The sequence below is a fragment of the Hahella chejuensis KCTC 2396 genome, from assembly GCF_000012985.1.
GTDB classification, from domain to species: domain Bacteria; phylum Pseudomonadota; class Gammaproteobacteria; order Pseudomonadales; family Oleiphilaceae; genus Hahella; species Hahella chejuensis.
On the sequence record NC_007645.1, the window covers coordinates 2,662,784 to 2,687,168 of the forward strand.

Genomic DNA, 24,385 nt, shown 5'->3' on the forward strand with positions numbered 1-24,385 from the left:
TAATTCTTTATAAAATAGTGTAGTAGAAGTGGCTAACGTGGTTTTGTGCTGGCCCGCACGGTATTACACTTACTTACAAATCCGTTCTGGCTTCTATAATTGTCCAAGACATAATTCAGAAGGGAGGGATATTAAGTATTTTCCACTTAGTATCTGCTCAAGGCCTTATAACTAAACAAGCGTTTGAATGGAATGCGTCGAAATTATTGGCGCCGGGCTGGGGATAAATTAAGCTCATCGGCTTGTAACATTAATTTAAAATAATTGGTCTGATGGCCATTTGGCATTACTGACTGTGAATGCTTATGAATAAAACAATGACGCCGCCCAATAAATTATGCGTATCTGGATATAAACGATTTGGTCGGATATTTCCTTTATCTGCGTTGTCTGTAGCCCTTGCCGCCTGTGGCGGCGGTATCGGAGGCGCTAATCAGGACCCTGATCCTGTCATTCAGGATATTCCTATCGCCTACGTGAAACGCCCTTTGCTGGCTGATGAAGACAACAATCTGCTGAGCCTGGATGCTCGTGCGCCGCTCGATTTCCTCCCAGGGGGAGTGCTCTATCTGAGAAGCCAGGCTTCACCCAGCGCTCCGGAGCGGGACATTAGCTCCCAGGCGTTTCAGGGAGCGGAATACCTTAACGATGAAGGTCAGCTTCTGTACGACGTAAGAGACGTCGACGTCTCCTCCGATGGCTCCAAAATCGTCTTCGCCATGCGCGCGCCGGTGATCGAGGATGCGGATGAAGACGAGCAGCCAACCTGGAATATCTGGGAATACGACGTCGCATCTCGCAGTCTGGAGCGGGTGATTGCGTCGGATAACGTAGCGGAGGCGGGGCACGATATAGGTCCGCATTACCTTCCTGACGGGCGTATTGTCTTTGCATCCACTCGGCAGCGGCAGTCTCAGGCGATATTGCTGGATGAAGGCAAGCCGCAGTTTGAAGCTTTGAATGAAGACCGTCGCGACCCGGCTCTGGCTCTCCATGTGATTAGTCCGGATACAGATGAGATCACGCAGATCACCTTCAACCAAAGTAGTGACCTGGACCCGTTTGTCGCCCAGAACGGCAAGATAGTCTTCACGCGCTGGGACAACATGGGCGGCAATAACTCCATGAACCTGTATCAGGTGAATCCTGATGGAACCGGCCTGGAATATCTGTATGGACGCCATAGCCATGACACGGGCTCCAGTAATGAGGCGGTACAGTTTCTCAAGCCTGTAGAGCTGGAGGACGGCCGTATTATGGTGAGTCTGCGTCCTTATCAAAGCAGTCGTTATGGCGGGGCGCTGGTTGCTATAGATGTGGAAAATTTCACAGAACATGATCAGCCCACCTATGAAAACCGGGGCCTGTTGACGAACGGCCAGTCCCGGCTGACGCCCAATGACGTCTCCACGGATGATGATGTCCAGACGCTCGCCGGAACCTTCAATTCCGCCTATCCCATGTTGGATGGAACCGGTCGACTGTTGGTGAGCTGGAGTCAGTGTCGTTTGGTAGACTCTGATAACGATATTGTGCCTTGCACCAAAGATCGCCTGGAAGACTCCGACTATCAGGCGGCGGCGCCTTTGTACGGGCTGTGGATCTATAATGCGGCGGACGGCACGCAGTTGCCTGTGGTCATTCCCACTGAATTTACCTTGTACACCGATGCGGTGGTGCTGCAGAATCGCACCCGGCCGGACTTTATTCCTGACGGAGACGGTCTTGACGCTGATCTGGGCGATGCCGGGTATGGCGTGGTGCATATCCGAAGCGTCTACGATATTGACGGCGTGGACACAACCCCCGCGGGCGTAAGCGCCATGGCTGACCCTGTGCAGACGTCGGCGGATGATCGACCCGCTCGCTTCCTGCGAGTGGTTAAAGCGGTTTCTATGCCTGACGATGATATTATCGATGTGCCCGGAACTGCATTCGGCGCCAGTGCGGGTCAATTAATGCGCGAAATACTTGGATATGTTCCCATTGAACCCGATGGCTCAGTGAAGTTCGCTGTGCCGGCGAATGTGGCGTTTGCGGTCAGCATCGTGGACAAGTCCGGTAAGCGCTCCAGCCCGCGGCATCAAAACTGGTTGCAAGTACGGCCGGGAGAGACGATGGAATGCGTCGGCTGTCATACGGCTAACAGCGAATTGCCTCATGGACGCCCAGGCGCCCAGGCGCCATCTATCAATGTCGGCGCGGCCACCACCGGACAGCCTTTCCCGAATACGGCCCCTGCGTTGTTCACCGATATGGGCGAAACGATGGCGGAAACCTACGCCCGAATTAACGGGTTGCGTTACCTGAATCCAGACATTGTATTTGACGATGAGTGGACCGACGCTAATATTACTGCAAAAGCGGAGAGTTTCAGTTACGCCTATGCCGATTTGGCTGGTAGTGCGCCTATAACAAGCGCATGCGCCTCCCCTAAGGATGCGAAATGTCGTGTGGTGATTAATTACGAGACCCATATTCATCCTCTATGGGGTAAAAATCGTCAGGTCTTGGATGATGACGGAACTACTGTGTTGGCGGATAACACTTGTAACACATGCCACGGACTCACCGACGCCATGACGATGGTTCAAGTTCCCGCAGCACAATTGGATTTAGGCGATGGGCCTTCTACAGATCAGGCGGACCACTTTAAATCGTATCGTGAACTGCTGTTCAACGATGCGGAGCAGGAGCTTATCGAAGGAGTGCTTGTGGACCGTCAGGTTCCTGTCCTGGACAATGAAGGCAACCCAGTATTTGAGACGAATGGCGACGGCGATCTGATTCTGGATGACGATGGCAATCCAATCCCGGTGACGACCACTGTCGCTGTCAATCGCTCGATGACGCCGCAGGGAGCTGTCGCCAGCACTCGCTTTTTCGCGCCTTTCCAGACAGGGGGAAGCCATGAAGGATGGCTTGACCCGGTCGAGTTGAAGTTGATATCCGAGTGGCTGGATATTGGAGCGCAGTACTATAACAACCCATTTGACGTTCCACAGGACTAAAGACACTTGTTAGCGGTAAGAATATTCCCGGTTTGGTTGATTATCCTTTGTTGCTTTTCACTGAAGAGTTTTGCTGAAGACGATTATCAGACAGTAGATGTCGCCGAGCCCTACCTTGAGTTCCGTACGGGACCAGGTCGGGGCTACCCGGTGTTTTTCGTCGTCGAGCAAGGCGAGCAAATTGAAATTCTCAAACGGAAAACCGAATGGTTCAAAGTGCGCAACGCCAAAGGGCAGGAAGGCTGGGCCAGCCGTGCGCAGATGGAAATGACTCTGGATGGAAGCGGCGAACAGGTCGCTTTCAGCGAGCCGCGCTTTGACGACTTTTCCTCACGTAGCTGGGAGGGCGGCGTCGCTACCGGCGACTTTGGCGGCGCAGCGGTGAACTCCATGTATGTGGGTTACCTCTTCACTCCCAATTTATCAACAGAGCTTTGGGCTTCTCAGGTGTTGGGCGACTTTTCCCAGATCATGATCGCGGACCTGAATATTGTGCACCAGCCTTTCCCTCACTGGCGTATTTCTCCTTTCTTCACGTTGGGAACCGGCGCCGCGTTCATCAAGCCGAAAGCGACGCTGGTGAATGAAGACAACAGGGTTGAGGAAGCCGTACATTACGGGCTCGGGGTCAGATGGTACATGACCAACCGTTATTTTATCCGGATGGAATACAAAGACTACGTGGTCTTCACAGACCGCGACGAAAACGAAGAAGCAGAAGAATGGAAAATTGGATTAAGCGTATTTTTCTAACCAACGGCCGGCGCCCGGTCGCCGGCGCCGCACTGGCGTGCGCGATAGCGGCGGCGGGCGCCGGGCAGGCGTTTGCGGAGGAAGCGGATGCGGAGTCGGAGCCAGTTGTTAAACCGCTGATTGAGCCAGAAGTGACGCCGCGCCGCGTTCAGGAAGACCTGATTGACACGGAAGACTTTGAAGTCGGCGTATACACTGGCCTGATGAGTGTGGAGGACTTCGGCGTTAACTTCGTGATAGGCGCGCGCGTGGCTTACCATATTAATGAAGACCTGTTCGTTGAGGGCAACTATGGCTTTACCGACACCAGCGAGACCAGCTATGAAAAGCTGAGCGGCTCCGCCAAATTGCTGAAAGACGATGAGCGCGACCTGACTTATTACAACCTTTCTCTCGGATATAACATTTTTCCTGGGGAAATATTCCTGGGCAGTAAATACGCCTTCAATACCAATTTCTATGTCGTGGGTGGGTTGGGCAGCACTCAGTTCGCCGGCGATGATCGCTTGACGGCCAACTTCGGCTGGGGGTTTCAGGTGTTGGGGACTGACTGGTTGTCCCTGCATCTGGGCATGAGAGACCACATTTTCGACACCGATATCCTGGGCGAGGACAAGAAAACCCATAACCTGGAAATGACTACAGGCCTGTCTGTTTTCTTCTAGAAAGAGACTGGGAAGGATGGCGTCGTAGAAAGATTTGTTTGAGGAGTTAATGCAATGAAAACGAAATTCTTTAAAAGTGTGGCGGCGCTCTGCTTTGTGCTCTCCGCTTCCGTTTTGTCTCTGGGCGCGGGCGCTGCGGAGATCAAAGGACCGGCGGCGGACTTTACGCTGAAAAGCTCACTGGGCAAGAATCTGCGCCTGCAGGAATATCGCGGCCAAGTGGTGCTGATCAATTTTTGGGCTTCCTGGTGCGGCCCCTGTCGTCAGGAAATGCCGATACTGGAAGATATTTACAAGAAGTACGAAAAATTCGGCTTCACCATTTTCGCAGTGAATGTGGATGAAGATTCTTCTCTGGCTAACGAGTTCCTGAAAGACACCAAGGTCACTTTCCCGATTCTCTACGACAACCAGAATAAGGTCAGCCGCTTGTATGACGTAAAAGCGATGCCGACAACGGTCATCGTGGATAGAAACGGCAATATGCGATACCTGCACAAAGGCTACCAGCCAGGTACGGAAGATCATTACGTCAAAGAAGTCAAAGCGCTGATTCGCGAGTAAAACAACAATGAAAAAGTGGCTATTCCTGCTGTGGGCTCCCATGATTTTGGGAGGCTGCAGCAGTATCGAACCCTGGGTCATGCCTTATGAGCGTAATAACCTCGCCGACCCGATTATGAGCTTTGGCCGCATAGGCATTGCCGGCTCTTATATGCATCACGTCTATCAGGCCCGGGAGGGCGCGCGCGGCGCTGAAGGCGGTTCCGGCGGAGGCTGTGGCTGTAACTGATATGAGAAACCTACACCGCATTGTAGCGATATTCAGTTTATTGGCGACGGCGTTATCCGCCGGCGCCGCCGTATTGCCTGAAGAGAAAGCGGAAGCGATGTATCACCGCTACGAAGGCGGGGGTATGGAGATCGACGGTCCATCCGTCCTGGTAAGAAAGAACTTCGACGCCAGCTTCTCTTTGAGCGCCAATTATTATGTCGACTCAGTCAGCTCCGCATCCGTGGACGTACTGGCGCGGGCGACTCCCTATGAAGAAGAGCGGACGGAAGGCGGCCTGGGCGTGGACTATTTGTACAACAAGTCCATCATGAGCTTCGCTTATACCAACAGTCAGGAAAATGATTTCGACGCTGAGTCTATCCACTTCAATATCAGTCAGGACTTTTTCGGCGATCTGACCACCCTGTCAATGGGCTATTCGAAAGGGTGGGATAACGTACGGAGCAAACTGGACCCGTCTCTAAATGAGGAAGTGGATCGGCAACATTACCGTCTTGGCGTCACGCAGGTGCTGACCAAGAATGCGCTGCTCAACCTGGATATTGAGACGGTTACGGATGAAGGCTATTTGAATAACCCATACCGGGTATACCGTTTCCTGGATAGCAGCAGCCCGAAAGGCTACGAGTACCGAATAGAGAAGTACCCGAAAACGCGCACCAGCAACGCCGTGGCGCTGCGAGGCATGTACTACCTGCCATATCGGGCGGCTATCAAAGGCGAATTCCGGTATTTTTCCGACTCATGGAACATCAAGGGCTACAACTATGAATTGGCGTACGTACACCCGTTCGGCGATCAATTCATTACCGAATTCAAGTTCCGCCACTATGAGCAAACCAAAGCGGAGTTCTACGACGACCTGTTCGAAGGCGAAGACGTCCGTACTTTTATGGGGCGCGACAAGGAACTGAGTACGTATAGCGGCGACAGCGTCGGCGTTGGTCTGACTTATGAATTCAATAAAGGTTTCTCCTTTATCGAAAAAGGCAGCATCAACCTGTTTGTCGACTTTATGAAATTTGAATATGAGGACTTCCGCGACGTGACGCGAACCGGCTTTGCGCCTGGGGAAGAGCCTTTGTACGAATTTGACGCCACCGTGATTCGCTTTTTCGTCACCGCTTCCTACTGATAGCGGCGATGTTATCCATTACAGGATGCGATCAATTAAATTGGGATTGAAAGTATGAATTACAAAAACAGCCTGGCCCATGCATTGTTCCTGATTTTGCTGCTGTTGTCGGTCATGGCCCGGGCGGAGGAGGGCGCTGAAGACGCCGTCCCCGCTGACGCGATGCAGCTAGCGGATGACGCCGGCATGGCCTCCGTGGACCCCGACACGCCTATCGTGGATCAGGTGCAGTCGCTCAAACAGAAAGCGATTGAGTTGAACCGCGACCTGTTCATTCTTGAGGAAGACCTGCTGTTTCCCGCCAGTACGCAGTTTGTCGTGTTTCTTTCCGTCGACGTTGGCGAGTTTTTCCAGCTGGATGCGGTGGAAGTCAAAATCGATGGCGAAACGGTGGCCAGTCACCTCTATACCCAACGTCAGGCCAAGGCTCTGTACAAAGGCGGTATGCAGCGTTTGCACATTGGCAACCTGAAGACCGGTGAACATGAAATTACCGCATTTTTCACTGGAGTAGGGCCCGATAACCGCGATTATAAGCGCGGCGCCACACAAAAATTCGCAAAGGGCTCAGACATCAAAACGCTGGAGTTGCGCATTACCGACTCGACCAAGAAGTACCAACCTGAATTCACCGTCGTCGAATGGGAATAACTTTAACTGCGTCTGGTAGCCGGTAGTCACTGAGGCAATGAAAAGAATACTTAGAAAAACAATACCGTCTCTTCTCGTTCTGGCGAGCCTGGGGCAAAGCGTTTTCGCTGCGGATGAGAAGAAGCCTGAGCGGGCGCTGGATCTGCAGTACGGTAAAGTGCTGTTCGAGTTCTATCAGCAGCGTTATTACGGCGCGCTCACGGATTTATCGATCGGTGAGCTGCGTAACAATATCATCCATCATGGCGATCATCCTCAGGTGCTGAAAGGCGGCATGCTGCTTTCTTACGGCATGGTGGATGAAGCCAAGCGTATTTTTGAGAGTCTGCTGGAAGGCAAGGTGACCCCGGAAGTCCGGAACCAGGCCTGGTTTTATCTTGGTAAAGTGTATTACCAGATGCGGAAATGGGAGAACGCCAAGTTTTCATTTCAGCGCGTTGATCGCGAATTGTTAGAGGATTCCGACTCGGAGTTGCTGGAAGAGTATTTTTACCTTCAGGGACAAACCGCACTGGGGCTGGAGGATTTGAAGGCGGCGGAAGCGTTTTTACAGCCGTTGCCGAAAGACTCATACTGGCGCGCCTATTTGGAATACAACCTGGCTCTGAATCAAAGAAAAGCTGGTGATCTGGATGCGGCGCTGCGCCGATTGGCGAGGGTTAGCGCGCCGACGCCTCAGGAGGAGGACGACCCCAACGAGTTTTACGCGTTGCGCGACAGAATCAGCCTGACTACTGGCGTGCTCAGAATGGAGCAAAACGACTACGCCGGCGCCATGACGGAGTTTCGCAAGGTGCGCATCAATGGTCCCTGGTCGGATCAGGCTCTGTTCGGATACGCCCTGGCGGCCTCCAACTCCGGCGAATTCGGTCTGGCGATCCAGTCACTGCAGACTTTGAGCAGCAAGCAAGCCGCTAACCCCATCATTCAAGAATCTCACTTCGCCATTGGTTACGTCTATGAACAGCTTGGGCAGAAAGTAAAAGCGCTCAATGCCTACGCCAATGCCGTCACTCAGTATCAGGAAAGTCTGCGCCTGCTGGAAACCAATATCGCTGAGCTGGATGAAGATCGCTTGTTTGACAGTCTCGAATTTGGCGGAAATCCGGAGTTGCATATTACCCGCCTGGACGATGACAACATCCGCGTAGATGAATACGGGCGTCTTGATGTGCGCCCGGCTACCTACAGTCTGGCTCATCTGGTCGCCCAGGAAGAATTCCAGCGCGTGCTCAAAGAGTTGCGTGAACTGACCTTGTTGCAAAACACCCTGAACGAATGGCTGCGCAAGGTGGACAACTTTGACGTGATGATTGATACCCGCAAAATCGCCAGGGAAGAGCGCATACGGGAAACCCGGGAAAAAATGGCTTCACTGGACGCTGACCGCATTCGCGCTGAGCGCGACGCATTGGCGCAGGTCATTGCAGAAGGCGAGGCTGCTGGCGATGGCGCCTATTTCCTTACAGAAGATCAGCTGGGTTATAAGGCTATTATTGAGCGCTCCAGACGCACAATCGAATTGATGCGCCAAGATCCCGACTGGGTTGAAGATGTACCGGAATATGAAGAGAAGTTGCGTCGTATGGAAGGTTTCCTGAACTGGACCGTCAGCGAAGAGTTTCCCGAGCGGCTATGGGGAGCGAAGCAGGAGCTGGCGGCGCTGGATACGGCGCTGAAGGAATATTCGCTGCGTAGTGTGAGAATCAACAACCTTATCGCCAAGTCAGAGCAGTTGGAAACCCTTGAACAAAGGGTGGATAGCGCCAAGCCCCGCCTGCAGGAGTTGAGCGATCAGGTGCGCCGCGCGCTTACCCGGGCGAAAACTACTGTCAGCGACATGGCGAGAGATGAATTGTTGCGGCAGCGAGATCAGGTCAACTATTACATGACTTCCGCAAAACTGGCGCGCACTCGTCTGTCCGATGAACTTCTCGACGGAGAAGGGGGCGGCTTATGAGGGCGTTGACGTTAACCGCCATCGCGGTCGTGGTGAGCGGCTGTTCGCTGTTTTCCGGTTCTGAGGAAAGTCGTCGCGCTGCGGATCAGCCGACAATCGCCGATTTGAAGCCTGCGATCATTGAGGATCAGGGCGAAGAAACGGTGAACATCAATATTGATGAAGTCATCGCCAATTACACAGATCTGCTGACCGTTGTCGAAGATCCGGAAACCCGCACCAAGATTCTCTACCGACTGGCGGATTTGCAGATGATCCGCAATGAAGAGTCTTCCGTGACGCAGGAAGTGGTGGACTACTCGGAAGGCTCGGCGGCTTATTTCGCTGTGGCCATTTCCGCGTATGAAGGGTTGTTGAAGAAATATCCTAATCGGGCGGAAAACGACCAGGTGTTGTACCAGTTGGCGAAAGCCTATGACCTGGAAGGGCGTCGCGATGACTCCTTCAACGCGCTGAACCGCTTGGTGAAAGAGTACCCGCGTTCATCTTACTTCCATGAAGCGCAGTTCCGGCGCGGCGAGATACTGTTCACTAATGGCGACTATGACGCCTCTCAGCGGGCTTTTGAGTCGGTCATTCGCGGCGGCGCCAAAACCGGCTTTGAGCAACAGGCGCTCTACATGCATGGGTGGAGTCTGTTCAAGCAGGGGGAGTACGAGACCTCTCTGGACAGCTTTGTCAAAGTGCTGGATCTGGTGATGCCGGAATCGGATGACTTGGACGCGTTGTCTAAAGAGTCCCGTACTCTGGTGGAGGATCAGCTGCGGGTAATGGGCTTCGCCTTCAATTATCTGGATGGGGTGGATACCGTTACGAGTCTGTTTGCGAGAGTCGGCGCGCGTAGCTATGAACACCTGATTTATCAGCAATACGGCGAGCTGCTGGTCAAAGAGGAGCGTTATACGGATGCGGTTTCCGTCTATCGACGCTTTATCGAACTGCATCCACTCAGCAAATGGTCGCCTTATTACCAGGAGCGCGTCATTCAAACGCTCATCGTGGCGGGCTTCGGCAGCTCGGTGCTGCCGGAAAAGGCGGCGTTTGTGAAAAACTATGGCGTCACCAGCGATTTTTATTGGCGGCAGCAGGACGAGAAGGTTAAAGCCTTCACCGCCGACAAATTGCGCGTATATATCGACGAATTGGCGACGCATCATCACGCCGCCGCACAGACGCTGGACAGAAATGTTGCTGCAGGCCGCAATGGCAGAGCGAAAGGGCTGGACGGTAAGGAAATAAGCGCACAGCAGGCGCGTACGGCCATGCGCGATGAGTACGCCAGCGCCGCCGCCTATTATCAGGAGTTTGTGGATACCTTCCCGCAAGATCCGAAAGCGCCCCAGATGGTGTTCCTGCGTGGCGAAACCTTATTCGCTGTGCAGCGATACGAAGAAGCGATAGTCGCCTACGAAAAAGCGGCGTATGAATACCAGGGCTTCGCCAAAGGCGCAGAGGCGGGGTATGCGGCGATCACTGCTTTTGATGAATTGGCGTCCGGCTCTGCTGAAGCTGAGCGCGCGCAGATTGAACTGCGCAAAATTGAAAGCCAGATTCGCTTCGCCCAATCCTATGCGTCTGATCCTAGAGCAGGGGCCGTAATGGCGTCGGCGGCGGAGAAGCTGTTCGCCATGAAGGATTACCCCCGCGCGATCGACGTGGCGCAAAGGCTGACGCAACGCACGCCGCCGCCGGATAATGCGTCATTGCTGGGCGCCTGGTTGATCATCAGCCACAGCCAATTTGAACTCAAGCAATATGCGGAAGCGGAAAAATCCTATTCCCGCGTATTGGCGCTGATGCCGGCGAACGACAAGCGTCGCGGCGAGATCGCAGAACTGCTCGCCGCCAGTATTTATAAACAAGGCGAACTGATGCTGGCCGCCAATGACGTCAATGGCGCGATTGATCAGTTTTTGCGTGTTGGACAGGCGGCTCCCACAGCGTCAGTGCGCGCGAATGCGGATTATGACGCCGCCACCTACATGCTGCAGCAGGGCCAGTGGGATAGAGCGATCTCTGTGTTGAATGGTTTCCGCCAGCGTTATCCGCAGCATGAACTGGCGAAAGACGTACCCGCCAAGTTGGCGATGGCTTATCGCAATACCGAACAATGGGATGCGGCGGCAGGTGAGTTGGCGGTGATATCGCAGAGTCATCCTGACGGCGAAACCCGACGAGAGTCGCTGCTGTTGTCGGCGGAACTGTATGAAAAGAGCGGTCAGACTCAGAAAGCCATAGACACCTACCGGGATTATGCTAACAGCTACCCGGAGCCGGCGGATATGGCGGCGGAGGCGGGCTACACGTTGAGCGAGCTGTACGCCAAGGCGAATGACCCTATCAAGCAGCGTTTCTGGCTGCAGAAGGTGGTGCAAGGGTACGACGCAGCCGGGTCGAAAGGCTCTGATCGTATGCGCTATCTCGCGGCGAAGTCCTCCAGCGTCCTGGCGGATGACGCTTTCATACAGTTCAAGAGCATCAAGCTGACGGCGCCGCTGCAAAATTCTTTGCGCTCCAAACAGGAGGCGATGAAACGGGCGATGGCGGCTTACAAGAAAACAGCGAATTATCGTATTGCGGAATTCACGACACGTTCATCCTTCCGCTTGGGAGAAATCTATTCTCAGCTCAGCCGCGACTTGCTGGACTCTGAACGTCCCCGCAATCTCAATGAGCTGGAATTGGAGCAGTACCAGCTATTGCTGGAGGAGCAGGCGTATCCCTTCGAGGAAAACGCAATTGAACTGCATGAGGCGAACGCGCAGCGGAGCTGGAGCGGAACCTACGATGAATGGGTGAAAAACAGCTTTGAAGCGTTGAAAAAACTGTTCCCCGCACGCTATAAAAAATCGGAAGAGATCCCAGAGTTCAGTGAAAACATTCTTTAGTCGTATAAGCAGTCTTCGCGTCGGTTGTCTGGCATTGACTCTGTTGCTGGCGGCCTGTTCCGGCGCGCCTCAGAAACCGTCGAACAACGGCGGGGCGACAGGGGGGGCGGACCTCTCTCAGGTTCCCGAAGGCGCCCGCAATCAGTACGCCGCCGCATTGCGTGATCAAAAAGCCCGTAATTTCGGCTCCGCCCTGAAGAAATTTCAGACGGTCAGCGAAGACTATCCGCAGTTGTCCGGCCCGTACATCAATATGGGCATCATCTATATGAATACCGACGCGCCGGATCAGGCGCAGGCGATGTTCGAAAAGGCAGTCAGCGTGAACGGACTGAACCCGGAAGGGTATACCCTGTTGGGATATCTGGCCCGTCGTCAGGGGAAGTTCACGGAGGCGGAAGAATATTACCGCAAAGCGATCGCCGTTGACGGTTCCTATGCGCCCGCCCGGTTGAATCTGGGCATTACCTATGATTTGTACATGGGCAAACTGAAGGAAGCATTGGAGCAATATCAGATTTATCAAAGCCTGCAGGCGCAACCCGACGATGAAGTGAATCGTTGGATTGTCGATCTGCAGAGCCGACTACAGTGACAGGAGGGCAGGGTATGAGTCGTCAATCCCAGCCTAAGAACGTTTTTATCAGTCTGGCTCTGGTCGCCTCAGTCTGGGCGGTGAGCCCGGCGGCGCAGGCGGAGACAGAAGTGATTACCGTGGATGGCGCAACATTGCGTGGCAATCAGGAGCAGCCTCAGGTGCTTTATATTGTGCCCTGGAGGAAGCCCCGTAAGCTTGCGGGGTTAGGCGACTCCGCCGCGTCGTTGATCAACGATGAAGTATTGAAGCCGATTGACCGCGAAGAATTCGTGCGGCAGGTGGATTACTACGAACTGTTCAAAGACGATGCCTCCGCGCCGTCCGAAACGCCTAAGTAAGCTGACGTCCCCTAAGAGTTTTCCCCTGCCTCTTTTCTTTAAGTTGTCGCATCTGCCGATAAGCGCCCGCCCATAATGATTGGGCGGGCGCTTGCTCAGGACTCCGACTGAATCTTGATATCCAGCGCCTGCAGGACTTCCGGGTTAGGGTAGCCGTCTGCAATCATGCCCTGTTTTTCCTGAAATGCGCGGATGGCGTCTCGGGTGGCCGGGCCCATAATGCCGTCGGATTTACCCGCATCGAAACCTTTGTCTGTAAGCTTCTGCTGCAAGTCTGCGACGGCGGTTAAAGGCAGGCGCGGCAACTCAGGCGGCGTTTGCCGCAAACGACCTGCGCCGGCGATGCGGTCTGCGAGGTGGCCTACCGCGATGGCGTAGGATTCAGAGCGGTTCCAGCGCATGATGACTTTGAAGTTATCGTAAACCAGGAACTTGGGGCCAAGGTGGCCGGAGGGAATGATCAGAGCCGCCTGTAGGTCCAGATTCGGCATTTCGCGACCATCCGCATCAAGAACGCCTAATTCACGCCACTCGGACAAAGTTTTGCTGCGCTTCAGGCCTGCCTCGCCATAAGCGAAATTTTCCGGCAGCTTGACCTCGCGCCCCCAGCGAAAGCCGTTCTGCCAGCCTAAGCCATTCAGAAACAAGCCGGCGGAGGCGGCGGCGTCAGGCAGACTGCCCCATAGGTCGCGCTTACCGTCGCCGTCTCTGTCAGTCGCGTATTGGAGATAGACGGAAGGCATGAACTGGAAGTTACCCATGGCGCCGGCCCAGGAGCCAAGCATCTTGTCCACCGTCACATCGCCTTTCTCGATGATTTTCAACGCCGCCATTAATTCGCCGGTGAAATAGCCGCTGCGACGTGGATCACAGGCGAGCGTGGCGAGTGAGTCAAGAATGGGCATCTTGCCGGTGTAACCGCCATAGTTGGTTTCCAATCCCCAGAATGCGACCAGGTATTGAGCGGGGACGCCAGACTCTTTGGCGATCTGGTCGAGCAGGGGGGCGTGTTTGGCCAGCATTTCGCGGCCTTTGTTCACCCGTTCATCCGTAACGCGGCGATTAAGGTAGTTGGTGAAAGTGTCGATAAATTCAGGTTGCTTGCCGTCAAGTTCTATGACGCGCTCACTGAGCTTTACCTGACCTAACGCTTCGTCGACGATTTTCTCGGAAATCCCTTCCTGTTTCGCTTTTTCCTGCAGCCCCGCCACACATTCTGCGAAGTCAGCGTGGGCGGTATATGGCAGGGCAAGACCAATAGTAAGTAATAATAGACGGGATTGTTTGCAGAACCGGGTTACTGCAGGCATAGGACATCCTTCATCGGGAACTGGAGAAAGCAAAACTTTCGCAAGTGGCGCAGAGGGAGTCAATAGTTGCGGCCCGGGGCGATGCGCGCCAGGCCGTTAAATATAATTTAGAAAGGAATTTAAAGCGTGAAGATCTTGGATTGATTAGCGCTTACCGCACTCACGGGTGACGAAGTTGACTTGCAGCGCATCCGTGGCGCTCATACCCCATTGTCCGGTCAGGTCCCGTGGATCAACATCTTTGACTGCTTTACGGCTGTAGTTGGACTCAGTTTCCTCAGCGGGTTTGGCGCTGAGCTTTTGCAGCATTTTGATAAGTTTCATGGTTTGATCCCCCGAATCACTGTCTTTAACGCAGTGGTATCAATGAAAGCGGCGTGCGGTTGCAAACCCCGTCAGAGAAATTGATTGCGTATTGACCGGGTTACCTTGTGTGTAATCGAGCGCCGGGGGCGATATAGGCTGCTAAGGTCTACTCATATAGGGATGGTTACTTTATAATCCGCGGCTTTGAAGGTCACCGCGTTAAGCGTAAGAGTAGTGTTTACATGCCCCATATTCAGTTTATTAATAGTGATAGCCTGCTTAAATGGCTAAAAGACCTGGAAGTTGATCACTACCTTTGCGGGCAGTGTCAGGGTGTGCACATCGCCGACCTGCAAAGTCAGGAAGGGGTGTTGGAAAGTCGGGTGTTTCTGGAACAGGAGTGTCTGATATTTACTACCGAAGTGGAGTTGCGGGCGTCCGCTCTGTTGAATCTGGTTGCTGAATTGCCGCGTTTGAATGGCGCTTACGCCAATATCAAGACATTCGCTGACTTGGCGGATGATGGCGCTCCCCGGGTGATCATGTGCGATACCTTATGGGTGTCCGCAGGCGTCACCAAAGAGCAGTTGGGGGTTTTTCTGAGAAACGCCCTGGAAGCCAAGCAGGATATTCTTCGCGAGTGTCTCGACTGCGGATTTATCGCCACGGCGGATGCTGGCGCGCCCTCTGCGCCGATGGAACGCGCACTGCATTGATCCTTTCTCCGCGCAGTCCCGGCGTCGTCGGGTGCAGGAGCGCGGTTGCACTGTCCGTCGTCAGGAATTTGCCGCTTTACGGGCGAAGACGAAGAACTCCCGATTACCGTCTCCCCCTGTGATGGAGCTAGGAAAGTAATCCATCACTCTAAGTCCTGCGTCCGCGCAAGCCATTTTGATCTTCTCTTCCACTTCAGTATAAAGACTTGCGTCTTTCACGATGCCGCCTTTACCCAGACCGGCCGGGCCGACTTCAAACTGCGGTTTGACCAGACTGATCAGCGCGCCGTCATTGGCGAGCAGCGCAGCGACAGACTTCAACACCAGCGTTTGCGAGATAAAACTCAGGTCCATGACTGCAAAGTCATAACCCGCTCCATCATCAGTTAATTCGAGCAGGGAGAGGGGAATCTCTTTGGCGTTGATCCCTTCAAATACCCGGACTTGAGGGTGGTCCCTCAAGGATTGCGTCAACTGCCCGTGTCCGACTTCCACGCCCACCACCAGGGCGGCTCCTTGCTTGAGCGCGCAATCCGTGAATCCGCCGGTGGACTGGCCCACGTCCAGCACGGTTTTACCCTTAAATTCGGCTCCGACCTGCGCAATGGCTCCGGCCAGTTTAAGCCCGCCTCGGGAGACGTATTCTTGCAACTCGTTATCGAGAATTTTTATTTTGACGTCGCTGAGTACGGTCTGGCTGGGTTTGGTTACGGCCTCCCAGCCAGCGCCGACTTGCAACATGATTTTTCCGAGACTGATCAGCTCTCTGGCCTGATTGCGCGAGCGACAGTAACCCTGATCCACCAATAGTTTGTCGATTCGGCTCGCTTGCACGGTGGAGGTGGGGAAGCGTTCTGAAATATCAGGCATTTTTCCGTCTTGTACGTTTAGGGCGTTGTGAAATGATCACACCTGTGCGCAGACGATTCTGTCCGAACTGGGACATGCGGTCGAACTGGGCGCGGGCGATGGGGATGTACTGGTTGTCGATGGCGAGACGGTGCGACTCTTCATCCACATCCGGGTCATGAATATATACGAAATCTGAGTCGACGGCGCTGATCATCACCCAATGCGGCGCTTTTTTCTGGTCGAAGTGGTAGGTGCTGATCAGCACCAAGGCCAGTTTGCCTTGCTTGATTTCCCGTTCCAGGATTTCCTGAGTCAATACAGTGTTGTGAATGACGACATCGGTTTCGTCGAGCTGATGCATAAAGTCTTTGTGCACCAGCTTTAATACTTCTTTTTTCTCCGTGCGTCTGACGCCCTCGAGAAATAGCGGGCCTTCGTAATTGACGTAAATCTCCGCATTGAAACCGCGCTTATGAGCGGCCAGCGCGAGCCCATGGGGGCCGCAACCGCCGTGCCCGGAGGTCATGAATATGGTGGTGGCCTCGCGCCAGATCTGTATCTCTTCCCAGTTGCGGGGAATATATTCCGTATTCAGGGTCGCCATGGCCATCATCAACGACGCCGGGCCGCAAGTGAAATCCGTGCTTTGGCTATAGTAAGGGATCTGCAGCGTCTGATTCAGCGGCGCGAAACGAATGATCTGTTTCTGGAAACGATAGGCGTCCCGGTGATCTTCGTAATAATCGTGATAAACCCCAAACTGGCGATAACCGAGCTTCTTATATAAGCCGATCGCTTCCTGGTTATCGGTGCGTACTTCCAGGCGCATAAAAATACAGCGGCGCGATATCGCCGACTGCTCCGCCATATCCATCAGCGCCCGCGCGACGCCCTTGCCGCGGGACTCCGGAGCGATGGCGATGGAGTAGAGGCGGGCGAGACTGGTGCCGCGATGGAATAACGTAATCGCATAGCCGCACAGCTTCTCATCCATCTCACACAACACCACCGAAGCGGATTCGGATTTGATCATGTGGCGAAAACTTCTGCGGCTGAGCCGATCCGTCGTAAAGCATGATTCTTCAAGCTCCACCAGCTCGTCAAGATCTTCCATATGGGCTTCCCGATAGTGGGGCGCCAAAGAGCGAATTACGGTTTGCGGCTGGTTTTTATTCATGCTTCTGAAATAGTTGGGGGTAAGTTCAAATATGTAGTGGACAGGCTAATTAAGTTAAGCAAGACTTAGCAGAGATGCGCAAGTCTAAAGTGAACGCTCGTCATTTAATAGCGCTATAACTCCCTATCCCCAATGCTCCCGGAGGAATCCCAAGCCGTATGTCTCGTCTTTACATAGTCGTTGAGTCTTTAAAGGATTGGACCCCCTATTATCCAAGTGAAGACGTAATATCATTTGAAGACTACCTGGCTCTACCCATCAACAAAAATGACCGCGTCAGACTGATCAACCTTTGTCGCAGTTATAAGTATCTCAGCAAAGGCTACTACTGCTCATTGCTTGCCGAGGCGCGGGGACATCATGTCATTCCTTCCGTGCGCACGCTGAACGAAATTGAAAAGCGCTCGTTGTATTCGCTGATTCTCGACCTGGATGACGACACTGCGCTGTCGGCGCTGAAGAAGCTGGCTAACAAACCGGATCAGGAATTGACGTTCCGCTGTTTCTTCGGCAAAACCAGTGATCCGGATCTGGAGCCATTGGGCGCGCTAGTATTTGAGAAACTGCCTTGCCCGGTGGTGGAAGTGGAGATTGAGCAGAAAGGCGGCTGGAAATTGTCCGCTATGCGTCCAATCAGCCATAAAGGCTTTGACGATCAAGAGCAGACGCTGTTCGCCAATTCATTGGACGCCTTTAGCCGCAAAGTCTGGCGCAAGCCCAAAGAACGTAAGAAATATCGCTATGACATGGCGGTATTGGTTAATCCTAAAGAGGAAATGCCGCCCAGCGACAAAGGCGCGCTGAAGAAGCTGGCGAAAGTGGGCAAACAGCTCGGTGTGGCGGTGGACCTGATCGAACCCAAGGATTATCAGCGCATTCCTGAATACGATATGTTGTTCATCCGTGAAACCACCGCGATTGATCATCACACCTTCAAGTTTTCCAAGAAGGCGGAAGCGGAAGGTCTGATCGTAATGGATGACTCCACTTCCATCATGCGCTGCACCAACAAAGTGTATCTGGCGGATTTGTTGCGGGCCAATAGAGTGCCGACGCCCAAGACTTTGATAGTCAGCAAGGGCGACAAACAGCAGTTGCTGGCGGCGGCGCAGGAACTGGGCCTGCCTATGGTGTTGAAAATCCCGGACGGCTCGTTTTCTCGCGGCGTGGTAAAGGTTGAGTCGCCGGAAGAGTTGGAGCAAAAAGCGCATACGCTGTTCAAGCAATCGGCGCTGTTGTTGGCGCAGGAGTTCATGTACACCGATTATGATTGGCGGATCGGCGTGCTGAACGGCAAGCCTTTTTACGCCTGCAAATATTTCATGGCTCGTAACCACTGGCAGATTTATAAGCACGGCGAAGGTTCCACTGCCGCTGGCGCCTGGGCTACGCTGCCGACTTATGAAGTGCCCAAAGTCGTATTGAATGCGGCGGTGAAGGCCGCGGGGCTGATTGGCGATGGTCTGTATGGCGTCGATGTTAAGCAGAAAGGCAATCGGGCGGCGGTTATCGAAGTCAACGATAATCCGAGCATCGAGTCTGGCGTAGAAGATAAATATCTGGGGGACGAGTTATACCGTATTATCCTCGAAGAGTTTATCCGTCGAGCGGAAAAGAAACACAATTCCTAAGCGACGGAATTTCTGTCATTTTCATGCTTGAGCCCGCCATCTGACTTTGTTATGATGCGCGCCACTTGTGAAGAACAGCTGTTCTTGACTTGCTATGGTGGCTCTGCCGGTCCCCTCGCAACAAGAAACCGTGAACCTGGTCAGGCCCGGAAGGGAGCAGCCACAGCGGTGGATCTGTGTGCCGGGGTGTGGCTGGTAGGGCTACCTCCAACTCCTCCCTCACGTATCTAATTTCCCCGTTGATTTCACGATTCCTGCGATGGTTTTCCTGCGTCTGCGCAAAGTCGTTTCGGTGACAGAAAACCCCTTGCATGCTAATGTATGCGTTTGAATTTTCCGTTCTTCCAAAGAGAGCGCCGTATAGGCTATGGCGGGCCGGGTGAGCAATTTGAAGCAATATCGTAATCGCTATGAATCGATAGGAGTGGCATGGCATATCAGGTTCTAGCCAGAAAATGGCGTCCCGGCAATTTCGCGGAAATGGCGGGGCAGGAGCATGTTCTCAAAGCGCTGACCAACGCCCTGAATCAGGACCGTCTGCACCACGCGTATCTATTCACCGGTACTCGCGGCGTTGGTAAGACCACGGTTGCGAGAATTTTCGCCAAATGCCTCAATTGTGAACAAGGCGTTAGCGCTATTCCTTGTGGAGAGTGCGGGGTGTGCCGGGAAATCGCCGAAGGCAGATTCGTTGATCTGATTGAAATCGACGCGGCGTCGCGCACCAAGGTTGAAGACATGCGTGAGCTGCTGGACAATGTCCAGTACGCGCCTACCCGCAGCCGTTATAAAATCTATCTCATTGACGAAGTGCACATGCTCTCCAATTCCAGCTTCAACGCCCTGTTGAAGACCCTGGAAGAGCCGCCGCCTCACGTTAAGTTTCTGCTGGCCACCACTGATCCGCAAAAACTACCGGTTACTATCCTGTCGCGCTGTTTGCAGTTCAATCTCAAGAATCTGTCGCCGCAACGTATCGTTAGCCACTTGACCCATGTGTTGCAGGCGGAGAATGTGCCTGCGGAAGAAGCGGCCTTGTGGGAACTGGCGCGTGCGGCGGAAGGCAGCATGCGGGACGCAATGAGTCTTACTGACCAGGCCATCGCTTTTGGCGATGGCAAGCTGGAGGCGAAAGACGTCATTGAAATGCTGGGGACGATTGAGAAGCATGTAGTCATTGACTTGTTGCGCACCATCGCCGCGCAGGACTGTGCTGCGATGCTGGCGCAAGTCAATCATATGGCCCAGTTCGCGCCGGATTACGCCTATGTGCTGCAGGCGCTGGCGGAACTGCTGCATCGCGTGGCGGTGGAGCAGGCGGTGCCTGGCGGCGTCGACAACAGCTTTGGCGATCAGCAGCAAGTCTCCGAACTGGCGCAAACGCTGACGGCGGAAGATACCCAGCTTTATTACCAGATTGCCTTGATGGGGCGTAAAGATCTGGCCCTGGCGCCTGATCCGCGTACGGGATTTGAGATGGCCTTGTTGCGGATGATCGCCTTCCGCCCGAACATCAAATCAGCAAGGCAGATTCAAGCGCCTTCCGCTGCTTCGTCCGCAGCCTCGGCTGACGACGATAAGGAAAGCGCTCAACCCGGGCCATCCCAGACTGAGACGGCTGTAGCGGCGCAGCCGGCTCCAGCTGTAGAAGCCACGCCTGAGCCCAGGCAAGAGATTGCAGCGCCGCAGCCGGAACCGCCGCAGCAGGTTGCGGAAAAACGCGATACGCCGTCGCCGCAAGAGCCGCCCCGCCAGGGGCTCTCACAACAAGGGCCACAGAAGCAAGAGCCGTCTAATCAGGGGGAAGCGCCGGTCATTGACGCTGCGCCTGTAACGCCTGCTCAACCCATAGAGCGGCCACCCCCCGGGCATTCTGAAGCAGAACCGCCGCCAGTAGATGATTACGATGCGTACTTCGCCGATGATCCAGGGCCTTCCGACGCGGACTATGGTTTTTCTGGCTATCCAGCGGAAACCGGTTATCCCGACGATGGAAGTCATGCCGCGCCAGTGGCGAACCCGCAGCCAAAAGAGGAGAGACCTCAGGCGGCTGCGCCAGCCCGGGAGCCACAGGGAAGGGAGGCAATAGCCCCGCCCCCAAAGTCAGTAACTGAGTCTGTTCCAGGCCTGCACCCAGGACCTGGGGAGGCTGGGTCGGTGAATACGACCCCTCCCGTTGTCGCCGCGAATAGCGTTAAGAAGTCCCCGGCGGGTCCGCTGACGCCGCCATTGGAGGGCGAGCCTACCATGCAGGGAATGGTCTGGAAGGATGCGGTCAAACGCCTCGCCATTAGCGGAATGACCGCCACTCTGGCGCAGCGCTGCGCACTGGAGGCGGTGACCCCGGGCCTGGTCATATTCACGATTGATCGCGAGCATCTCGACTTTTTCAATGAGGCGCAACGCGAGCGCTTGCGCGCAGCGGTGTCGGAATTCATGGGCGAAGCGGTTAAAATCGAAGTTTCAGCCGGCGAATCGAAATGGTTGACGCCGCTGCAGTATGCGGAGCGACGCAGGGCGGAGCTGCAACAGCAGGCGGAGACGGCCATTCGCAATGACCCCAATATTCAGATGATGGCGGGGCGTTTCGGCGCAGCGGTCATCGAAAACAGTATTGAGCCTATTATTCAGGAGTAGACATATGATTAAAGGTAACATGGGCGACTTGATGAAACAGGCCCAAAAGATTCAGGAACAGATGCAGAAAGCCCAGGAAGAACTGGCTAACGCGGAAGTGAGCGGAGAGTCCGGCGGCGGTTTGATCAAAATTGTCATGAATGGTCGCCATGATGTGAAAAAAGTGGAGATCGACGCCAGTTTGATGCAGGAAGAGAAAGAAATCCTGGAAGATCTGCTGGCGGCGGCTGTGAATGACGCCGTGCGTAAAGTGGAAAAGAACAACCAGGATAAGATGTCCAACATGACTGCAGGTCTGGGCATTCCTCCTAATTTCAAAATGCCGTTTTAATGACGGAGTAGCATCCATATATGTCTTCCAGTCTGACGCCCGCCATTGATCAGTTGGTCCGTTGTCTGCGATATCTTCCCGGGGTGGGGGCGAAGACCGCCACTCGTATGGCGCTTAATCTACTGGAAAGAGATCAGGGTAGAGCGGCGGATTTGGCCATTGCCATCAGCGATGCGCTTACCAGAGTGAAACGCTGCTCGCGCTGCCAGAATTTTTGCGAAGCGGAATTGTGTTCAATCTGCGAAAGTCCTAAGCGGGATGATCGCGTGCTCTGTGTAGTGGAGTCGCCGACAGACGTGCTGGCGATTGAGCAGACATCGGACTATAGCGGTCGTTACTTCGTGCTGATGGGGCATTTGTCGCCGATAGACGGCATTGGCCCTGAAGACATTGGCGTCGATAAGCTTAAGCAGCTATTGCAGGAAAGCGCCGTCAGCGAGCTGATCCTTGCCACCAACCCCACTGTGGAGGGCGAAGCGACAGCGCATTTTATCGCCCACATCGCCAAAGACTTGAACATTCCTGTGTCCCGCATCGCCCACGGCATCCCCCTTGGAGGAGAGCTGGGCATGATTGACAGCGGCACGTTAAGTCACGCACTGCAAGGTCGAAAACCTTTTGCCTAACGATACGCCTCTCTCCGCTATATATCCGCCGGATTATGAAAGTCGCTGGATAGATACTCCCGCTGCGTTGCAGGAAGCATTGCTGCGCCTGGAAAAGACCGACTGGCTGGCGGTGGATACGGAATTTATCCGTGGAACCACGTTTTATCCCGCGCCGGCGTTGCTGCAGCTCTATGATCGCCAGTGCGTGTATCTGGTGGACATGCTGAAAATCACCGATTGGAGCGGTGTCAGTCGACTGTTCGAGAGTCGCGACATTCTTAAAGTAGTGCATGCCTGCAGTGAGGATTTGGAGTTATTTAACTGTGTTGGCTTATCCCAGCCATGCGGCTTGATCGATACACAGGTCGCCAATGCGTTGCTTGATGGTGAGCTGAACGAAGGGTTGCAGTCGCTGGTGCGACAGAATCTGGGTATTGAGCTGGAGAAGCACGCCACGCGTTCAGACTGGACGCAAAGACCGCTTACAGACAAGCAAATTCAATATGCTCAGGAAGATGTGGTGGTGTTGTGGCCGCTCTATCAGAAACTGGCGGAAGCGTTGCGTCTGTCCGGCAAGTATGAAATTGCGTTGGAAGAGGGCGAAGCCATGCGTCTGGCGGCGGCCGGCGTGCAGGATATGGGACGCTATTACTTGAAGTTGCGTGGCGGGTGGCGTTTGCGCAAAGGCGCTCAGCAATTATTGGCGAAGCTGGCGGCATGGCGTGAGCAGGAAGCAAGAGGAAGAGATATCCCGCGTAAGAAAATCTGCCCTGACGATGAGTTAATCGCAATCGCTCAACGCCGGCCCCGAACCTTGGGACAGCTGACTGAAATTACTTCCATCCAGGGCGCAGGCCTGCGTCGTTATGGGGCGGAGCTGGTGGGGATGGTGCGTGAGCATATGAAGGCCGATGGCGATGAGCCTGAGACTGGTTTTGAAATGATACGTCCGCCGATTCCGCGGGAATATCAGGACTTGGTAAAGAAAGTAAAAAAACTGACGCAAAAGCTGGCGCGAGAGCATCGCATCAACGTGGGTCTGCTCGCCAGTCGGGGATTGCTGGAAGAGTTTGTTTATTGGCATATCCAGGGCGGCGCGGGAACGCAACCGCAGTTGCTGCAAGGCTGGCGCGGTCGGATTTGCAGTGCGCCGCTCGAACGCTGGCTGCAGGACGACAGGTCGGTCCCACCACGGCAATCACCGTAAGACCCCGGTTATTCGCGTAAGGCGTAAAGTTAGTTATTGAGGTAAAAACAGATTATGACTCCGGATCGCAGACTGATTTCTATCTTCAGAAGCTCCAAAAAAGAGGAAATGTATGTCTATGTAGATAAGAAACAGGGCGTCGGCGCATTGCCGGAAGCGCTGTTGCAACTTTTTGGCAAGCCGCAGCATGTTTTTGACCTGTTGCTGACGAAGGAAAAGCCGTTGGCCAGAGCAGACGCGGCGGAAGTCATGAGCGCCATCGATGAAAAGGGGTTTTATCTGCAGATGCCGCCCGTCCAGGACGATTACATGATGGATGTAGTGCGTGCGCGTGAACAAACTCCAGCTGTAGGACGCAAGGATCTTGATGACTGAGGCGCGCTGGTGGGAACAGCCGCTGGATAGGCTGAGCCACGCGCAATGGGAGTCGCTCTGCGACGGCTGCGGCAAGTGCTGTCTGCATAAGTTGCAGGATGAGGACAGCGACGAGCTATACTTCACCGCCGTGGCCTGCCGTTATCTGGATGCTGAAAGGGTGCAGTGTAGTTGCTATACTGCGCGCGCATCGAAGAATCCGGACTGCCTGATTATCTCGCCGGAGAATCTTCCCAAAATTAGCGACTGGTTGCCAAAGACATGCGCTTATCGTCTGCGTTTTGAAAACCAGACGTTGCCAGCCTGGCATCCCTTGATCAGTGGGGGTCCGCGTTCTGTAGAAGCTGCGGGGCAGTCCGTGCGACATAGAACGATAAGCGAAGACGATATCGACCCGGATGATTGGGAAGAACTGATTCTTATCGATATGATTTGAACGC

The 24,385-nt window shown here is 54.1% G+C and carries 23 protein-coding genes and 1 other RNA gene; 20 read left to right on the forward strand and 4 right to left on the reverse strand.

What is annotated here, in order from left to right; translation table 11 throughout:
- Window positions 1-305: 305 nt before the first annotated feature.
- The 11 genes from HCH_RS11745 to HCH_RS11795 are packed head-to-tail and all read left to right on the forward strand — an operon-like array spanning window position 306 to window position 12,795.
- Window positions 306-3,011, forward strand: a complete 2,706-nt coding sequence (locus HCH_RS11745) for a PD40 domain-containing protein (protein ID WP_011396455.1) — start codon at window positions 306-308, stop codon at window positions 3,009-3,011.
- Between the two features lie 6 nt (window positions 3,012-3,017).
- The gene (locus tag HCH_RS11750; RefSeq protein WP_011396456.1) at window positions 3,018-3,764 is read left to right on the forward strand and encodes an SH3 domain-containing protein; all 747 of its coding nucleotides are present in this window, start codon (window positions 3,018-3,020) and stop codon (window positions 3,762-3,764) included.
- Complete coding sequence (locus tag HCH_RS11755; protein WP_011396457.1) at window positions 3,734-4,429, forward strand: outer membrane beta-barrel domain-containing protein; 696 nt, start codon at window positions 3,734-3,736, stop codon at window positions 4,427-4,429. The genes HCH_RS11750 and HCH_RS11755 overlap by 31 nt, the downstream gene beginning before the upstream one ends.
- Window positions 4,430-4,483: 54 nt before the next feature.
- Complete coding sequence (locus tag HCH_RS11760; RefSeq protein WP_011396458.1) at window positions 4,484-4,993, forward strand: TlpA family protein disulfide reductase; 510 nt, start codon at window positions 4,484-4,486, stop codon at window positions 4,991-4,993.
- 7 nt (window positions 4,994-5,000) lie between these two features.
- The gene (locus HCH_RS11765) at window positions 5,001-5,222 is read left to right on the forward strand and encodes a DUF4266 domain-containing protein (RefSeq protein ID WP_011396459.1); all 222 of its coding nucleotides are present in this window, start codon (window positions 5,001-5,003) and stop codon (window positions 5,220-5,222) included.
- A 1-nt stretch (window position 5,223) separates the two neighbouring features.
- Window positions 5,224-6,360, forward strand: coding sequence for a DUF3570 domain-containing protein (locus HCH_RS11770; RefSeq protein WP_011396460.1), 1,137 nt, complete (start codon window positions 5,224-5,226; stop codon window positions 6,358-6,360).
- Window positions 6,361-6,414: 54 nt separating this feature from the next.
- Window positions 6,415-7,011: a hypothetical protein gene (locus HCH_RS11775; RefSeq protein ID WP_011396461.1), complete on the forward strand. Its 597-nt coding sequence runs from the start codon at window positions 6,415-6,417 to the stop codon at window positions 7,009-7,011.
- A 37-nt stretch (window positions 7,012-7,048) separates the two neighbouring features.
- Window positions 7,049-8,971, forward strand: coding sequence for a tetratricopeptide repeat protein (locus HCH_RS11780; RefSeq protein WP_011396462.1), 1,923 nt, complete (start codon window positions 7,049-7,051; stop codon window positions 8,969-8,971).
- Window positions 8,968-11,859: a tetratricopeptide repeat protein gene (locus tag HCH_RS11785; RefSeq protein WP_011396463.1), complete on the forward strand. Its 2,892-nt coding sequence runs from the start codon at window positions 8,968-8,970 to the stop codon at window positions 11,857-11,859. Before HCH_RS11780 ends, HCH_RS11785 begins: the two co-directional genes overlap by 4 nt.
- Window positions 11,843-12,454, forward strand: a complete 612-nt coding sequence (locus tag HCH_RS11790; protein ID WP_011396464.1) for a tetratricopeptide repeat protein — start codon at window positions 11,843-11,845, stop codon at window positions 12,452-12,454. The genes HCH_RS11785 and HCH_RS11790 overlap by 17 nt, the downstream gene beginning before the upstream one ends.
- Before the next feature lie 14 nt (window positions 12,455-12,468).
- The gene (locus HCH_RS11795; protein WP_011396465.1) at window positions 12,469-12,795 is read left to right on the forward strand and encodes a hypothetical protein; all 327 of its coding nucleotides are present in this window, start codon (window positions 12,469-12,471) and stop codon (window positions 12,793-12,795) included.
- Window positions 12,796-12,890: 95 nt separating this feature from the next.
- On the opposite strand, the gene HCH_RS11800 is transcribed toward HCH_RS11795, so the two are convergent.
- Entirely contained in the window at window positions 12,891-14,105 is a 1,215-nt protein-coding gene (locus HCH_RS11800; protein ID WP_011396466.1) for a lytic murein transglycosylase, read from the reverse strand.
- Between the two features lie 144 nt (window positions 14,106-14,249).
- Entirely contained in the window at window positions 14,250-14,429 is a 180-nt protein-coding gene (locus HCH_RS11805; protein ID WP_011396467.1) for a hypothetical protein, read from the reverse strand.
- A gap of 224 nt (window positions 14,430-14,653) precedes the next feature.
- Between HCH_RS11805 and HCH_RS11810 the strand changes: the two genes are divergently transcribed.
- On the forward strand, window positions 14,654-15,127 hold the full coding sequence (locus HCH_RS11810) for a YbjN domain-containing protein (RefSeq protein WP_011396468.1): 474 nt from the start codon (window positions 14,654-14,656) through the stop codon (window positions 15,125-15,127).
- Between the two features lie 60 nt (window positions 15,128-15,187).
- Here HCH_RS11810 and HCH_RS11815 read toward each other — a convergent pair whose 3' ends face one another.
- The gene (locus HCH_RS11815; protein WP_011396469.1) at window positions 15,188-15,997 is read right to left on the reverse strand and encodes a TlyA family RNA methyltransferase; all 810 of its coding nucleotides are present in this window, start codon (window positions 15,995-15,997) and stop codon (window positions 15,188-15,190) included.
- A complete protein-coding gene (gene rimI, locus HCH_RS11820) occupies window positions 15,990-17,156 on the reverse strand; it encodes a ribosomal protein S18-alanine N-acetyltransferase (RefSeq protein ID WP_011396470.1) in 1,167 nt (388 codons plus the stop codon). Before rimI ends, HCH_RS11815 begins: the two co-directional genes overlap by 8 nt.
- Before the next feature lie 158 nt (window positions 17,157-17,314).
- Here rimI and HCH_RS11825 point away from each other — a divergent pair, with 158 nt between their 5' ends.
- The 8 genes from HCH_RS11825 (at window position 17,315) to HCH_RS11855 (ending at window position 24,381) form a co-directional block, all read left to right on the forward strand.
- Window positions 17,315-18,787, forward strand: a complete 1,473-nt coding sequence (locus tag HCH_RS11825; protein ID WP_011396471.1) for a RimK family alpha-L-glutamate ligase — start codon at window positions 17,315-17,317, stop codon at window positions 18,785-18,787.
- A 104-nt stretch (window positions 18,788-18,891) separates the two neighbouring features.
- Window positions 18,892-18,988, forward strand: an RNA gene (gene ffs, locus HCH_RS33110) — signal recognition particle sRNA small type.
- 228 nt (window positions 18,989-19,216) lie between these two features.
- Complete coding sequence (gene dnaX / locus HCH_RS11830) at window positions 19,217-21,424, forward strand: DNA polymerase III subunit gamma/tau (protein ID WP_011396472.1); 2,208 nt, start codon at window positions 19,217-19,219, stop codon at window positions 21,422-21,424.
- A gap of 4 nt (window positions 21,425-21,428) precedes the next feature.
- A complete protein-coding gene (locus tag HCH_RS11835; RefSeq protein WP_011396473.1) occupies window positions 21,429-21,755 on the forward strand; it encodes a YbaB/EbfC family nucleoid-associated protein in 327 nt (108 codons plus the stop codon).
- Between the two features lie 20 nt (window positions 21,756-21,775).
- On the forward strand, window positions 21,776-22,381 hold the full coding sequence (gene recR / locus HCH_RS11840) for a recombination mediator RecR (RefSeq protein ID WP_011396474.1): 606 nt from the start codon (window positions 21,776-21,778) through the stop codon (window positions 22,379-22,381).
- The gene (locus tag HCH_RS11845) at window positions 22,374-23,570 is read left to right on the forward strand and encodes a ribonuclease D (RefSeq protein ID WP_011396475.1); all 1,197 of its coding nucleotides are present in this window, start codon (window positions 22,374-22,376) and stop codon (window positions 23,568-23,570) included. Before recR ends, HCH_RS11845 begins: the two co-directional genes overlap by 8 nt.
- A 54-nt stretch (window positions 23,571-23,624) precedes the next feature.
- Window positions 23,625-23,945 (forward strand): YcgL domain-containing protein, encoded by a 321-nt coding sequence (locus HCH_RS11850; protein ID WP_011396476.1) that lies wholly within the window; start codon window positions 23,625-23,627, stop codon window positions 23,943-23,945.
- Window positions 23,938-24,381 (forward strand): YcgN family cysteine cluster protein, encoded by a 444-nt coding sequence (locus tag HCH_RS11855; RefSeq protein WP_011396477.1) that lies wholly within the window; start codon window positions 23,938-23,940, stop codon window positions 24,379-24,381. Before HCH_RS11850 ends, HCH_RS11855 begins: the two co-directional genes overlap by 8 nt.
- Window positions 24,382-24,385 lie beyond the last annotated feature (4 nt).

Excerpts from the sequence above, each read along its gene's own strand:
- HCH_RS11745 (WP_011396455.1), top strand. The coding sequence starts at position 306 with ATGAATAAAACAATGACGCCGCCCAATAAATTATGCGTATCTGGATAT.
- HCH_RS11755 (WP_011396457.1), top strand. The coding sequence starts at position 3,734 with ATGGAAAATTGGATTAAGCGTATTTTTCTAACCAACGGCCGGCGCCCG.
- HCH_RS11760 (WP_011396458.1), top strand. The coding sequence starts at position 4,484 with ATGAAAACGAAATTCTTTAAAAGTGTGGCGGCGCTCTGCTTTGTGCTC.
- HCH_RS11765 (WP_011396459.1), top strand. The coding sequence starts at position 5,001 with ATGAAAAAGTGGCTATTCCTGCTGTGGGCTCCCATGATTTTGGGAGGC.
- HCH_RS11770 (WP_011396460.1), top strand. The coding sequence starts at position 5,224 with ATGAGAAACCTACACCGCATTGTAGCGATATTCAGTTTATTGGCGACG.
- HCH_RS11775 (WP_011396461.1), top strand. The coding sequence starts at position 6,415 with ATGAATTACAAAAACAGCCTGGCCCATGCATTGTTCCTGATTTTGCTG.
- HCH_RS11780 (WP_011396462.1), top strand. The coding sequence starts at position 7,049 with ATGAAAAGAATACTTAGAAAAACAATACCGTCTCTTCTCGTTCTGGCG.
- HCH_RS11785 (WP_011396463.1), top strand. The coding sequence starts at position 8,968 with ATGAGGGCGTTGACGTTAACCGCCATCGCGGTCGTGGTGAGCGGCTGT.
- HCH_RS11795 (WP_011396465.1), top strand. The coding sequence starts at position 12,469 with ATGAGTCGTCAATCCCAGCCTAAGAACGTTTTTATCAGTCTGGCTCTG.
- HCH_RS11800 (WP_011396466.1), bottom strand. The coding sequence starts at position 14,105 with ATGCCTGCAGTAACCCGGTTCTGCAAACAATCCCGTCTATTATTACTT.
- HCH_RS11805 (WP_011396467.1), bottom strand. The coding sequence starts at position 14,429 with ATGAAACTTATCAAAATGCTGCAAAAGCTCAGCGCCAAACCCGCTGAG.
- HCH_RS11810 (WP_011396468.1), top strand. The coding sequence starts at position 14,654 with ATGCCCCATATTCAGTTTATTAATAGTGATAGCCTGCTTAAATGGCTA.
- HCH_RS11815 (WP_011396469.1), bottom strand. The coding sequence starts at position 15,997 with ATGCCTGATATTTCAGAACGCTTCCCCACCTCCACCGTGCAAGCGAGC.
- rimI (WP_011396470.1), bottom strand. The coding sequence starts at position 17,156 with ATGAATAAAAACCAGCCGCAAACCGTAATTCGCTCTTTGGCGCCCCAC.
- HCH_RS11825 (WP_011396471.1), top strand. The coding sequence starts at position 17,315 with ATGTCTCGTCTTTACATAGTCGTTGAGTCTTTAAAGGATTGGACCCCC.
- dnaX (WP_011396472.1), top strand. The coding sequence starts at position 19,217 with ATGGCATATCAGGTTCTAGCCAGAAAATGGCGTCCCGGCAATTTCGCG.
- HCH_RS11835 (WP_011396473.1), top strand. The coding sequence starts at position 21,429 with ATGATTAAAGGTAACATGGGCGACTTGATGAAACAGGCCCAAAAGATT.
- recR (WP_011396474.1), top strand. The coding sequence starts at position 21,776 with ATGTCTTCCAGTCTGACGCCCGCCATTGATCAGTTGGTCCGTTGTCTG.
- HCH_RS11850 (WP_011396476.1), top strand. The coding sequence starts at position 23,625 with ATGACTCCGGATCGCAGACTGATTTCTATCTTCAGAAGCTCCAAAAAA.
- HCH_RS11855 (WP_011396477.1), top strand. The coding sequence starts at position 23,938 with ATGACTGAGGCGCGCTGGTGGGAACAGCCGCTGGATAGGCTGAGCCAC.